The organism is Natrinema hispanicum (genome assembly GCF_900111485.1).
GTDB lineage: Archaea > Halobacteriota > Halobacteria > Halobacteriales > Natrialbaceae > Natrinema > Natrinema hispanicum_A.
The window spans coordinates 1-13,089 of record NZ_FOIC01000019.1 but is presented as its reverse complement, the minus strand read 5'-3'; the positions used below and the strand labels follow the sequence as shown (position 1 = coordinate 13,089).

General features: G+C 57.2%; 11 protein-coding genes. 7 read left to right on the top strand and 4 right to left on the bottom strand.

Annotation, left to right across the window (positions count from 1 at the left end):
- Positions 1–2: 2 nt before the first annotated feature.
- On the bottom strand, positions 3–719 hold the full coding sequence (locus tag BSG09_RS14740) for an EthD domain-containing protein (RefSeq protein ID WP_092934425.1): 717 nt from the start codon (positions 717–719) through the stop codon (positions 3–5).
- Positions 720–820: 101 nt separating this feature from the next.
- Between BSG09_RS14740 and BSG09_RS14735 the strand changes: the two genes are divergently transcribed.
- The 6 genes from BSG09_RS14735 (at position 821) to BSG09_RS14710 (ending at position 7,856) form a co-directional block, all read left to right on the top strand.
- Positions 821–2,182: an NAD-dependent succinate-semialdehyde dehydrogenase gene (locus tag BSG09_RS14735; protein ID WP_092934423.1), complete on the top strand. Its 1,362-nt coding sequence runs from the start codon at positions 821–823 to the stop codon at positions 2,180–2,182.
- A gap of 379 nt (positions 2,183–2,561) precedes the next feature.
- Entirely contained in the window at positions 2,562–3,806 is a 1,245-nt protein-coding gene (locus BSG09_RS14730; protein ID WP_092934421.1) for an ABC transporter substrate-binding protein, read from the top strand.
- 7 nt (positions 3,807–3,813) lie between these two features.
- Complete coding sequence (locus BSG09_RS14725) at positions 3,814–5,847, top strand: ABC transporter permease (protein WP_008011686.1); 2,034 nt, start codon at positions 3,814–3,816, stop codon at positions 5,845–5,847.
- Positions 5,840–6,607, top strand: a complete 768-nt coding sequence (locus tag BSG09_RS14720) for an ABC transporter ATP-binding protein (protein WP_092934419.1) — start codon at positions 5,840–5,842, stop codon at positions 6,605–6,607. Before BSG09_RS14725 ends, BSG09_RS14720 begins: the two co-directional genes overlap by 8 nt.
- The gene (locus BSG09_RS14715) at positions 6,600–7,322 is read left to right on the top strand and encodes an ABC transporter ATP-binding protein (protein ID WP_049911672.1); all 723 of its coding nucleotides are present in this window, start codon (positions 6,600–6,602) and stop codon (positions 7,320–7,322) included. The genes BSG09_RS14720 and BSG09_RS14715 overlap by 8 nt, the downstream gene beginning before the upstream one ends.
- Positions 7,323–7,457: 135 nt before the next feature.
- Positions 7,458–7,856: a universal stress protein gene (locus BSG09_RS14710; protein ID WP_008011681.1), complete on the top strand. Its 399-nt coding sequence runs from the start codon at positions 7,458–7,460 to the stop codon at positions 7,854–7,856.
- 170 nt (positions 7,857–8,026) lie between these two features.
- Here BSG09_RS14710 and BSG09_RS14705 read toward each other — a convergent pair whose 3' ends face one another.
- Together BSG09_RS14705 and rdfA are read right to left on the bottom strand one after the other, a co-directional pair.
- The gene (locus BSG09_RS14705; RefSeq protein WP_206536886.1) at positions 8,027–8,779 is read right to left on the bottom strand and encodes an IclR family transcriptional regulator; all 753 of its coding nucleotides are present in this window, start codon (positions 8,777–8,779) and stop codon (positions 8,027–8,029) included.
- Positions 8,780–9,306: 527 nt separating this feature from the next.
- Positions 9,307–10,023: a rod-determining factor RdfA gene (gene rdfA / locus BSG09_RS14700; protein WP_139246225.1), complete on the bottom strand. Its 717-nt coding sequence runs from the start codon at positions 10,021–10,023 to the stop codon at positions 9,307–9,309.
- A gap of 120 nt (positions 10,024–10,143) precedes the next feature.
- Between rdfA and BSG09_RS14695 the strand changes: the two genes are divergently transcribed.
- Positions 10,144–12,087 carry an archaea-specific SMC-related protein gene (locus BSG09_RS14695; protein ID WP_092934417.1) on the top strand — a complete coding sequence of 648 codons (1,944 nt, stop codon included), beginning with the start codon at positions 10,144–10,146 and terminating at the stop codon, positions 12,085–12,087.
- A gap of 624 nt (positions 12,088–12,711) precedes the next feature.
- Here the strand turns inward: BSG09_RS14695 and BSG09_RS14690 are convergent.
- Positions 12,712–13,089 (bottom strand): IS630 family transposase (locus tag BSG09_RS14690; protein WP_139246224.1); only part of this gene is annotated, 378 nt, incomplete at its 5' end.

Sequence of the window (13,089 nt, the reverse complement as noted above, 5' to 3'; positions counted from 1 at the left end):
GCTCAGCGTTCGTCTTTGACGAGTCGTTCTTGCCCGATAAACCGCGGGCGCTCCTTGAGGGCCAGGAAGTTGTCGACGTCCTCGCGGGCTTCCTTAGCTTTCCCCTTCGCAGGGTCGTAGTCACGGGACCCTTCGCTGCCCAGCGCGGCGTAGAGCTTCGAGAGATCCTCGAAGTACAGTTCGGCGACGCCGTCGAATTCTGCGTTCTCGGAATCGGTTGGCAGGACGGTGTTATACTTGACGACACCGTCGATCTCACGAGCGATGGGCGTGTGGTTGGTCTGCCAGTAGTCGACAAACTCCTCGTGAGTCATGCCCTCCTGACGAACCAGAAACGCCGAGTGTTTGTAGAGGTGATCAGTGTCACTCTCGACGTCGTCTTTCTGGACGATCTCCTCGCCAATGAACCGCGGACGCTCCTCGAGAGCCAGAAAGTTGTCAACGTCCTCGCGGGCTTTCGCCGCGATCTCTTTGGTGGGGTCGTAGTCACGGGAGCCGGGACTGCCAAGCGCCTCGTGAAGATCCTCAAGCGTCTCGAAGTACAGTTCCGCCAGCCCGTCGAACTCGGCGTGTTCGGGTTCGGTCGGCAGCACCTGCTGGTACCGCACAACACCCTCGATATCCTTCGCGATGGGTGTGTGGTTGTTCTGCCAGTGGTCGACGAACTCTGCATGGGACATACCCTCCTGTCGAACGAGCAGGGCAATGTGCTTGTACATCACTGGTCACTATCACACCCCCCGAAATAAATCCTCAGGTTGACCGCGGCCCGTTCGTGGAATGAAAATACCTAAGAGTAGTGCTAGCGATACTCACTGCCATGGACGCGGTCAATCCAGCCACTGGCGAACAGTTCGCCGAATACACCGAAGACGACTACGCGGACGTCGAGGCCACGCTCGAGACTGCGATAGAGACCTTCGAATCGTGGCGCGAGCGCCCGCTGCGTGAGCGCGAGGAGTTGCTGGCGGCCGCTGGCGACGTGCTTCGGGAGAACAAGCGGCGGTACGCGGAGTTGATGACCAAGGAGATGGGCAAACCGATCTCCCAGGCCGTCGCCGAAGTCGAGAAGTGCGCGTGGGCCTGCGATCACTACGCGGAGCACGCGAGCGCCTACCTCGAGGCCGACCACCATCCCAGCCCACCGGGAACGTCGGTTAAGACCGTCCACGATCCGCTCGGACCCGTGCTTGCGGTGATGCCCTGGAACTTCCCATTCTGGCAGGTCATCCGCTTTGCCGCCCCGTATCTCACCGCCGGCAACGTCGGCCTGCTCAAACACGCCTCGAACGTACCAGGGTGTGCCATGGCGCTCAAGGAGGTCTTCCGCGAGGCTGGCTATCCCGAGGGCGTCTTCCAGACGCTGCTCGTCGGCTCGAGCAAGGTCGAAGACGTCCTGACCGACAATCGGGTACGCGCTGCGACGCTCACCGGCAGCGGGCCGGCCGGCCGGGCCGTCGCCGAGACCGCCGGTAAACACCTCAAGAAGACCGTCCTCGAACTGGGTGGGAGCGATCCGTTCGTCGTGCTGGACGACGCAGACCTCGGTCGCGCCGTCGAGACAGGTGTGCAGGCGCGCACGCAGAACGGTGGCCAGTCCTGTATCGCGGCCAAGCGGTTCATCGTTCACGAGGCCGTCTACGACGAATTCGTCGACCGGTTCGTCGACGAATTCGAGAGCCTCACGGTCGGTGACCCGATGAGCGAGGCGACCGATGTCGGGCCGCAGGCGGACCCCGACCTGATGGCGCAACTCCACGACCAGGTCGAAGCCAGCGTCAAGGCCGGGGCGACGGTTCTGACGGGCGGCGACCCCCTCGACAGGGAGGGGGCCTTCTATCCGCCGACCGTGCTGACCGACGTTCCCAAGGGCTGCCCTGCGGACGCAGAGGAGACCTTCGGCCCCGTTGCGGCCGTCTACGAGGTGGCCGACGAAACCGAAGCCATCGAACTCGCAAACGATACGCGGTTCGGGCTGGGCGCGAGCCTCTGGACCGACGACCGCAAGCGCGGACAGCGACTCGCACGCGAGATCGATGCCGGCTGCGTCTACATCAACGAGATGACGAAGTCGGACCCGCGCGTGCCGTTCGGCGGGATCAAAGACTCCGGCTACGGCCGTGAACTCTCGGAAGCCGGCATCAAGGAGTTCGTGAACTGGAAAACAGTGTGGGTTCAGTGAAACGGGCTTCCGCTATCCGGTCTGCTGTCACTGGTCTCGGCACACACCAAGACGGGGCGCAGGCCTGCCGTACTGAGTGACAGGAGTCCGTAGCACTCGGTTTCAGCGCGTACTCGAGACCGCGAGGACTGGGGCAGCCGAGGGCAGCGACGGTCTCGACACGACCGGTAAAGTGGGAACTGACGCGGTAACGGCCCTGTAGTTCGAGTTGCCGAGTAACACTTTCCATGACAGATCGATCATAAGCAGGAATTATCATTCTCCCAGTTGGGACGGTTCGTCCATTATTAAATATAAAACCCTTATTTATCAACCCCTCGTATATATGAGTTGAACATAATGATTTATTAGGCACTGGTGTGCAGTGGATATCATACCCATGCGAGGGGCAACCAATGGAGACAATGACAGTATCGTATTCGGTTCCTCACGTCGAACGTTCCTGTCGGCCGCCGGCGCAGCGGGCACTGTAGCGCTCGCCGGCTGTGCGGGAGGGAGTGGGAACGAAACAGTGACTATTGCGAGCCTCAATCCGATGAGCGGGGCCTACAGTTCACTCGGTCCGGCACAGCGGAATGGCGTCGAGTTGGCCGTCCAGCAGATCAACGACAGCGACGAGTTCGACTACGAGATCGACGCGGTGTACGACGATACCGAGACGGAGGCCGGAGCCGCGTCCCAGGCCGCCCAAGAAGTCGTTCAGCAGGAACAAGCCGACTTCGTGTTCGGTGCGATCTCCAGTTCCGTCGCGCTGGGACTTAACGAGTTCGCCAGCGATGCGGAATTCGTTTATTTCCCAGGTGCGGCGGCCGTTCCGGTCACGGGCGAGGCGTGCAACGAGTGGGTCTTCCGCTTCGAGACGAGCACGGCTCAGATCGCCGAGGCGATCTCGGCGTACACGGTAAACGAGATCGGCTCAAACGTCTGGTTCCACATCGCCGACTACGCCTACGGGGATTCGGTCTACAATCGGACCAGAGAACGGATGCAGGACGCAAACAGCAACTTCACTGAAGTTGGGAAGACAGAATCCAGCCTCGGCTCTTCGAACTTCGGCTCGTATATAAGCCAGATTAGCTCGTCCGACGCCGACGCGGTTATCCTCGGCATGACCGGCGGGGACCTCGTCAACTTCGTCAATCAGGCCGCAAACCAGGGTCTCGCGCAAGAGAAAGCGCTTGTCGGTCCGACGATGGCGTTCAAGAGCGCGCGCTCAGGAGCGGGGTCCAATGCGGTCGGTACCTACGGCGGTGTCCGTTACGATCCCTCAGTCGATCTCGGCGACAACCAGCAGTTCGTCGAAGCCTACCAGAACGAATACGACGGCGTCCCCGGGAACTTCGAGCGAGTGGGTTACGAGTCCATCCGCCTGATGGTGCGAGGCATGCAGGAAGCTGGGAGTACCGACCCCACGGACGTCAGAGACGCCCTCGAGGGCGGAACGTTCACGACGGTGCTGGGAGATATCACGCTTCGGGAGTCCGATCATCAGGCCACTAACCCAACCTGGATAGGCGAGCTGGTCGAAGGCGACGGCGACATGGCTAACGTGGATCTCCTTAGCAAGGTCGAGGGCGAGAACACGCTGCCGCCAGGCTCCGAACTGGGCTGTGAACTGAACTAGTGTACCAATGACATTCGTAGCAGACCTAACCGAACAGCTGATCAACGGCGTCACCCTCGGGATGGTGTACGTCCTGTTAGCTGCGGGACTGTCCATCATCTTCGGAGTCATGGACGTCATTAACTTCTCCCACGGGGAACTGTTCGCCCTCGGGGCGTACTTCGCACTCAGTATCTCGGGTGCGCTCGGCGTCGGGGTAGGGTTCTGGACGGCACTGGTCGTCGCACCGCTGCTGGTCGGTATCGTCGGTGTCGCCATCGAACGCTTCACCATTCGACCGCTGTACGGCCGAAATCCCCTGTATCACATCCTCCTTACCTTCGGGCTCGTCCTCATCATCAACGACCTGATCAAGTTGGTCTGGGGGACCCAACAGCGGAATCTCGGGGTGCCAGGATATCTCAGCCAGCCAGTCGGCGTCGCGGGCATTCAGGTGTCCCTGTACAACTACTTCATGATCGTCTTCGCGGGGGCGCTTGCGCTCGGGATCTACCTGTTCTTGGAACGGACCAAGTACGGGATGATCGTCAGAGCCGGCTCACAGGACAGACAGATGGTCCGCAACGTCGGCATCGATATCGACAAGTACTACACGCTCGTGTTCGGTCTCGGTGCCGCGCTCGCGGCTGTCGGCGGGATCGTTCTCGGCGGCTACCAGAGCATCAGTACCGGGATGGGTAACAGCGTCATCATCCCCGCGTTCATCATCGTCGTGCTCGGCGGACTCGGGAGTTTCCGCGGTGCCGTCTTCGGCGGCCTTCTCGTGGGTATTATCCGCACGATAACGCGGACGTACGGCGGCACGGAGTTCGGCGAGGTCGCCGGAATCACGCTCTCGCTGCCGGACCTGGAAGGGCTCACTATCTTCCTGTTGATGATTGCCGTGTTGCTGGTCAAGCCACAGGGCCTATTCGGGAACCCGGAGTTTCAGGACGAAGGCGGTGAAGAGGGCGACCTCTTGACCGGTGCCGACGGCGGCGTGTTCACGGACAGCGTCCGGATGAAACTGGGTGCAGCAGCAGTCGGCCTGCTGGCCATCGCCCCCTTTGCCATCCTCCTGACCGGCAATGACTACTACATCATCCTCCTTAACCGCGTTCTTATCATGGCCATCTTCGCTCTGAGTCTGGACATCGTCATGGGCTACACCGGCCTCGTCCCACTTGGTCACACGATGTTCTACGGCGTCGGTGCGTACGTGGCCGCGCTGGTGATGATCCACTACACGTCGTCGTTTATCATCGCGCTCTTCGGTGCGATCGTCATCTGTGCGCTCATCGCGTGGATCGTTGGCAGTCTCTCGATTCGGGTCTCCGGCGTCTACTTTGCGATGATCACGCTGGCGTTCGCCGAACTGTTCTACAACGCGGTGTTCAAGTTCCAGTTCACCGGGGGCAGCGACGGGTTGCTCGGCTGGGACACGTTCTTCGGAATTGCCGGCATCGGTGCCGAACTCAATGGCATCAACCTACTGATCGCCGGGTTCGAGATCACGCCGAACATCGTCTTCTACTACACCGCGCTGATTCTGGCGGTCGCATCGCTCCTATTCGCCCGTCGGTTCATGAACGCGCCGTTCGGGAGTGTCCTTCAGTCCATCAGCGAGGCCGAGGAACGTGCCGAGTTTATCGGCTACGACGTGACGAAGTACAAACGCCGCGCGTTCGTGATCAGTGGTGGGATGGCCGGGATGGCTGGCGGCCTCCTGGCTGTCAAGCCAAGTACGTTCATCATCTCGCCGGATCAAACCCTCGCATGGATTCACTCCGGTGAGGTCATCGTGATGACGCTGCTTGGCGGTATGGGAACGCTCTTCGGGCCGATGATCGGTGCCGGCGTCTTCATCGGTGCCGAAGACATTCTCTCGTCGTACACCGAGCAATGGCGACTGGTGATCGGGACCATCTTCGTGTTGTTCGTGCTGTTCGTTCCACGTGGACTCGTGTCGATCCCGTCGCTGCTCGTTCAGCGTCGCCAGAGTGCGGAAAGCGACAGCCCGTCAGTCGGGTTCGACGAATCGGAGGTGAACACGCATGACTGAGACAGTACTCGAAACGAATGGACTGACGAAACGCTTCGGTGAGCTCACTGCTGTCGACCACGTCGACCTCGAGGTCGAGAAAGGCGAGTTTCGGAGCGTCATCGGCCCGAACGGTGCCGGCAAGACCACCACGTTCAACCTCATCACTGGCGCGCTCATCCCCTCCGAAGGGACCGTGCGCTTCAACGGCACAGACATCACGAACATGCCGCCACATGAGCGCGTCCATCACGGTGTCGGCCGATCGTTCCAGATCACCAATGTATTCGGCGGTCTCACCGTCCGTGAGAACGTCCGACTCGCCGCGCAATCGATGTACAGCGACGAGATCAGTCGTCGAGAGGCGATGTTCCGCGACAAGGACTCGTTCGATGAATTGACCGACCGAACCACCGAAATCCTTGACAAGATTGGGCTGCGCGATCGTGCAGACGTGCACGCAGACACGCTCGCATATGGTGACCAGCGTCGCCTGGAAATCGGTCTCGTGCTCGCGACAGACCCAGAATTAGTTATGCTTGACGAACCAACCGCAGGGATGAGTAGCGAGGAAACGCACGAAACGATGACGCTCATCAGTGATGTCCTCTCGGACCAGTCGCTAATGCTCATCGAACACGATATCGATCTCGTCATGCGTGTCTCCGACCGGGTCACCGTCCTGACTCGTGGGCAGGAGCTTGCGAGCGGGACGCCAGAGGATATCGCTACCAATGAGGACGTCCGTGATGCATATCTCGGAGGTGCTCGCGATGAGTGATCCACTGCTCTCGATACAGGACTTGCGCGCCGGATATGATATGACCGAGGTACTACAAGGACTCTCACTCGAGGTCGAGCGTGGCTCGGTTGTCTCGCTCGTCGGCCGCAACGGGGTCGGCAAGACGACGACGCTTCGATCGGTCGTCGGCAACCTCGCACCGACCGGCGGCTCAATCCAATTCGATGGAGACGATATCACGACCCTCGATACCGAGTCGACCATCAGGAAGGGGATCGCGTTCGTCCCGGAAGGGCGCAGGGTATTCCCCGGGCTGACGGTCCGTGAAAACATTGAGATGGGCCACATGGGCGTCGACGCGAGCAACGGGCCCTCGGTCGACGAAGTAATCAACATATTTGAAAATCTTCAGGAGCGCGAGGATAGTTACGGCTCGGTACTCTCCGGCGGCGAACAGCAAATGGTCGCCATCGGGCGTGCACTGATCGCCGATCCCGACCTGCTCCTGCTCGACGAGCCGACTGAAGGGCTCGCACCGTACATCGTCAGACAGATCGAGGATATAATCGAGAATCTCAACGATCAGGGGATCACCGTCCTGATCGTCGAACAGAACATCCCAGTCGCACTCGGGGTGTCCGACTACACGTACATCCTCGAGAAGGGCCATATCGTCCACAAAGGACCGTCCGAGGACGTAAGCGAGAACGACAAGGTACTCGACGAACACCTTGGCGTCGGACTGGCCGACTAGCGGCTCGCTCCAGCGATACTGTTCGGATCTCCCGCTGACGAGACCGGATTGACTACGTGGATCCGATATCGGTCGATGCCCTCGTGCCGCGGGACGGGCGGTACTTATTTCAGATCCGTCTGCGAATATATGTCCATGAAAGAGATCGTACTCGGTATCGATCAGAACGTCGAACGCGCGGCCGTCCAGGCCGAGACAGTTATCGACCTGTTCGACATCGACAATACCCGTGCGTACCTGCTCCACGACTTTGTTGACAATCTGGAAGGTGCGTCAGTCACGCAGGTCGAAGCCGTAAAACGGGCACAGGAGAACCTCGAAGACGCAGGCGTGGCGGTCGAGCTGCGAGAGGGGAGTGGCGACCCGGCAGAGTCGATCCTCGAAACCGCAGAAGAACTCGATGCCGATGCGATCTGTGTCGCTGGGCGCAATCGAACACCAGCGGGCAAAATGCTGTTCGGGAGTGTGAGCCAATCAGTCGTGCTGAATACCGACCGACCAGTTCTCATTTGTAGCGAAGCAGAGACAGCATAGCACCGCTCCTACACGTTCACCAGCCATATCGTAAGTGGCAACTTTGATAACACACAACGTTCAGCATTCGAAAGAGTAGAACGTTACTCACGAAGAATAATCGCCGCTATCCGTGGGAAGAGATAATAAATAGAAGGATCTGCCTCAGTCACCCGTTCGAGTGAGTAGAACTAACGGTACGAGAGATTGACTCGTAGTTCGCCCACGAGACCCCGGACGAGGTTTGCAAGCTCGTTTTCCACGCGGTCGCTGTCGAGGCGGTTGGACGGACCTGAGACGCTGATTGCTCCGTAGGAGTTTCCAGCATTGTCCGTAATCGAAGCGCCGACACCGGAGACGCCCTGCAGGAACTGCTCGGATCCATACGCGACACCCCGGTCTCGAATCTCCTCGAGTTCTGCCTCAAGTTCCGCACGGGTTTTTTCGCCGCCAAGTGGATAGTCGTAGCTATCCAGGATTTCTGTCCGTCGCACTGCTGGCAGGTTTGCGAGGATGGCCTTTCCTGCCGCTAGCTGATACAGTTCGATGTGGTGTCCGATCCGAGCGTTGGTTTGAATGCCGTGCTTTCCTACGGACTTGGCGATGAACACGGCCTTCCCGTTTTCTTCGACGGTCCACCAAGCCTTTTCGTCCGTCTCTTCAGCAAGTTCGTCGAGTTTCGGGAGTACCTCGTCGTACATCTCCTGGGTCTCCTGAACCATCATCCCCATATCGAGCAGCTGAAGGCTAAGACGGTACTCCTGCGAGTTGTTCTGGACGACGTATCCTCGGTCTTTGAGTGTCGAGAGGTGAACGTGTACAGTGCTCTTTGGCATATCCACAGCGTCGGCGAGCTCCGTCACACCGGCGGACGTGTGCTCTTTGAGTGCTTCCATGATATCGAGCATCCGTTCATCCGAATTGACCGTGTTTCTATTTCCCATAAAAGGGAAGACGAACTCGACACCAATAATATTGTTCATTGTCGTTGAATCTGGCGGAGATCGCGTTGACATAACTTATTCGACGGATTCAGAGTAGGCAAGGCCTCAGCAATACGCAGTCATGACCGTCCTCTCTTGGAACCAGTACGAAACAGCCGAAGGCAGAAACCACAAGACGGAACAGAGATTTCGTGAAGAGAGTGTTACAAACGCTCACCTTATCCGAGTTACTCGAATGAATTGAGAGAACTATCTCCGAATATGTCGCAACGTTGCTCAGCATCTGGGCCGAAAAGCGCGTCTACTGGGATAATTTGAGATTGAGGAACAGTTCTATCGTGATCTATGTTAGTGATTAACAATCCGCCATTCATCAAGAATGAACAGTTGAGATTGATTTCGGCGAACAGCGTTCGTCCGTAACACACTCCATTACATAACTAGGTCTGTAATGGTTGTGTCCCAAACGAGATCGATACCGATCACAAACAGCTACTGACGCACCCTGAGACGGTCAGAGAGAGCGCTCACTGCCCATCCTCACACTCACAGCCCCCATCACTCAACAGTTCGGTGAGGTTCTTGTGAGTCCCGCAGTCGGTGCAGTGTACGTTAATTTTGACTAAAATATCGAACGAGCCGAGCGTGAGAGTGTCCGTATCCCTGAGATTCGAGAGCACTGTCTCTACAACGGCGATAAGCCGACCTCGAAGCCCGTTGATCGTCTGTTGAGCGGACTCGATTCGGTCACCGGCCTCCGTCCCTTTTTCCACATCCCGTCCTTTTGTCAGGTACGTGTGAATCGCCTGGTGTGTGACGAAGTCATTCTGTAACTGTTCGACATCGATACTATCGCGTTCGAGCGTTTTCCGGACGCGAGTTTGCTCGCCCCGGCTTACGTCGTCGTCCGTGAGGGCGTGATAAATCGTCTCGATATCGCCGCTGAAGCGTTGCTGTGAAGTTCCTGCTAACGCACTGCGTAGTACTTCTTTGTTGAAATACTCCGCGAGCTCACGGAGGCTGTAAGAGTCTTTCGCGTCACCAACCCAATATTCCTCAAGTTCGCGCCCCATCCCGTCGAGCGAATATCGATTGATGACCTTTCCAACTTTGTATCTGGGGGTGCCGTTCGAATTCGAAGCGTCAGCCATCATTGAGACATAGTCAGCGAGGGATACTAAAGTGTGTTCGTTGGCTGTTTGAACAAGGTTATTTCTGTTCAAAACACCCGAATTTTTCGACATTATTGTGGTTTGAATGCAATATTAGCAGTTGGCGATGAGCGAAGACGCTGGGTCCGAAACAGCGACTTTTGTCCTACTTCTATATAAAGGTTTATCAGCAAACGGCACGGATACGGGCGTATGGAACAACAGAAAAAGATTCGTGAGACCGGAACGATACACGCAGAGAATATCGGTGGAATTGAAGAGACCACGGTCGAGTTCTCCCCAGGAGTGACGGTTCTCGAAGGTCGCAACGCGACCAACCGGACGTCGTTTCTCCAAGCAGTGATGGCGGCGCTCGGCAGTGAAAACGTCTCGATCAAAGGAGACGCGGACGAAGCGTCCGTTGAACTCACACTCGGTGACGAAACGTATACCCGGACGCTGAGCCGGCGGTCCGGTACCATTGTTTCCGACGGTAAGCCGTATCTCGACGATCCAATGCTCGCCGATCTGTTTGCCTTCCTGCTCGAGTCGAACGAGGCTCGTCGAGCCGTTGCTGCGAGCGATGACCTGCGGGAACTCATCATGAGACCGGTCGACACGGACGCCATTCACTCCGAAATCGATCGACTCGTCGAAAAGCGCCGCGATCTCGAACGTGAACTCGACGAAATCGACGATCTTAAAGGAGAACTCCCCGGGCTGGAAGAGAAGCGAACGCAGCTTACACAAGAAATCGAAGCAAAGAAGGCCGAACTCGCAGAGAAAGAAGCGGAGCTACAGGACGCCGACGCCGATGTCGAAGAAACGCGCGAGGAGAAATCCGCTCTTGAGGACAAACTCGACGAACTGCGGTCGAAGCGAAAGCAACTCGACGACATCCGATACGATCTCGAAACGGAACGCGAGAGCCTCGAAGCGCTCAATCGCGAACAGCAGGAACTCGAAGATGAGAAAGCCGAGCATCCCGAAACGCCAGTCGGCGAAATCTCGGAGATCGAGTCGGAGATCAGCCGGCTCCGGGAGCAGAAACAAACCCTCGAGGCAGAAGTCAGCGAACTGCAGAGCGTCATCGGTTTCAACGAGGACATGCTCGAAGACGCCGATACGAGCGCGCTCGAGACGCTCTCTGAGGGTTCGACCGAAGACATCACTGAGCAGTTGCTCCCGAGCGACGACGTAACCTGCTGGACGTGTGGGAGCGAAGTCGAAAAACAGCAGATCGAATCGACGATCGATCAGTTACGGCAGATCAGCCGGGCGAAATTCGACGACGTAAACGAGTTAGACGACGAGATCGACGACCTAAACGAGAAAAAGAGATCGTTCCAGCAGGCCCAGCGGGAACGCGACCGCATCGAACGGCGACTATCGGATCTAGAGCGGGAAATCGAGCGCAGCGAGAACACGATCGACGAACTGCAGACGCGCCGTGAGGAGGTCACCGACGAAATAGAGACGATCGAAGCGGAAGTAGAAGAGTTAGAGAACGAGGACTACAGTGCCATCTTAGATCTTCACAAGGAGGCAAACCAGATCGAATACGAGCTCGGAAAGCTCGAAAACGACCTCGAGCGCGTTGAGGGCCGGATCGAAGAGATCGAAGGGCGTATCGCCCAGGCGGAAGACATCGAGACACGACATGACGAAGTCAGCGCCGAGATCGAGGACCTTCGAACGAAGATAGAGCAGATCGAACAAAACGCGGTCGAGGAATTCAACGAGCATATGGATACTGTCCTTGAGATGCTCGGCTACGCGAACCTCGACCGCATCTGGATCGAGCGTGTTGAGCGTGACGTACGTGAGGGTAGACGCAAAGTGACGAAGTCCGTCTTCCAGTTGCACGTCATTCGTACCTCCACGTCAGGTGCGGCATACGAGGACACCATCGATCACCTATCCGAGAGCGAGCGGGAAGTAACAGGACTCGTGTTTGCACTTGCCGGCTATCTCGCACACGAAGTGTACGAAGACATTCCGTTCATGCTGCTCGATTCGTTGGAAGCGATCGACTCTGAACGGATCGCGACCCTCGTAGACTATTTAACCGACTACACAGGCTACCTGCTCGCCGCATTGCTCCCGGAGGACGCCGCAGCGCTCTCCGACGAGTATGAACGAGTAACTGAAATATAACTTGACATTCACCTCCGCTAAAGGCAGAGGAATGCCGAACGCTGGGACAGTAGAATTTGCAGTTTAGCTGTTCTCAGCGTCAACTGCCTGCTCTCGCGATTAAACAGGCAGACTCCAAGCTATAACAACCATAGGCGGTCTTTCGAGTCGCCGAAAACTGACAATCCGACTGATATCGAGCATTTCAGCCTGCTAACTGACCCTTCTTCGGGGTGACGCTGTAGCTACGAATGACAGAATCCGTGCACGGAATTTCAACATCGATTAACTGACCGGTGGGGGACGATTCGTCCCCCACTGTGACAAATAACTGGTCAGGTCGTGTTGCGGCTGCTGATGACAGCCGCACTCAACGATCAGTTGACGAGCGCCTACAAGATATCGGTCCACTCACGGGTGGTGAATGGCGGTCGTGATTCCTTGATCGGCCCTGTATTCGGGATCGATTCCTACCGACAGACGCGAATCTCGTGCACGGATTTCGGGGTATTCGCAGCACCCACCTGACGGGTTTGGTATAGTTATATTAGATTTATAGGATGTGTGTATGTGCCGGAGGACACTCAAGCAGTCTGAAATCAGCCGAATGAGCGTTTGGATATCCACTGTGCGTTAGTATAATGATCAAGGAAACTTTTGAAAATCAAGGAACTTCTTACACCAGCTCTTTGCGAAACTTACTCGTTGTGTCACTTGATCAAATACGTCCTTGACGAGTTCGTGGAACTCGTCTTCGTTCTCAACGATGATCGGTGCCATCGTCCACTTGAGGTATTTCCAAACCTGTTCGATTGGGTTGAGATGCGGTGATCCTGAGGGAAGGAACACGAGATCGATGCCAAGTTGGTGCGCACGCTTGCGCGTGTATTCACAGATGTGGGAGCCGTGCTTGTCCAAGACGAGCAGAATCCGCTTGCCGGGATTCTGCTCGCGTACCGCCTCTAACACCTCGCAAATCCGCTCTTTCTCCTCGGTTTCTTTCCACTGGACCACACTGTTGCC

Excerpts from the sequence above, each read along its gene's own strand:
- BSG09_RS14740 (WP_092934425.1), bottom strand. The coding sequence starts at position 719 with ATGTACAAGCACATTGCCCTGCTCGTTCGACAGGAGGGTATGTCCCAT.
- BSG09_RS14735 (WP_092934423.1), top strand. The coding sequence starts at position 821 with ATGGACGCGGTCAATCCAGCCACTGGCGAACAGTTCGCCGAATACACC.
- BSG09_RS14730 (WP_092934421.1), top strand. The coding sequence starts at position 2,562 with ATGCGAGGGGCAACCAATGGAGACAATGACAGTATCGTATTCGGTTCC.
- BSG09_RS14725 (WP_008011686.1), top strand. The coding sequence starts at position 3,814 with ATGACATTCGTAGCAGACCTAACCGAACAGCTGATCAACGGCGTCACC.
- BSG09_RS14720 (WP_092934419.1), top strand. The coding sequence starts at position 5,840 with ATGACTGAGACAGTACTCGAAACGAATGGACTGACGAAACGCTTCGGT.
- BSG09_RS14715 (WP_049911672.1), top strand. The coding sequence starts at position 6,600 with ATGAGTGATCCACTGCTCTCGATACAGGACTTGCGCGCCGGATATGAT.
- BSG09_RS14710 (WP_008011681.1), top strand. The coding sequence starts at position 7,458 with ATGAAAGAGATCGTACTCGGTATCGATCAGAACGTCGAACGCGCGGCC.
- BSG09_RS14705 (WP_206536886.1), bottom strand. The coding sequence starts at position 8,779 with ATGGGAAATAGAAACACGGTCAATTCGGATGAACGGATGCTCGATATC.
- rdfA (WP_139246225.1), bottom strand. The coding sequence starts at position 10,023 with ATGTCGAAAAATTCGGGTGTTTTGAACAGAAATAACCTTGTTCAAACA.
- BSG09_RS14695 (WP_092934417.1), top strand. The coding sequence starts at position 10,144 with ATGGAACAACAGAAAAAGATTCGTGAGACCGGAACGATACACGCAGAG.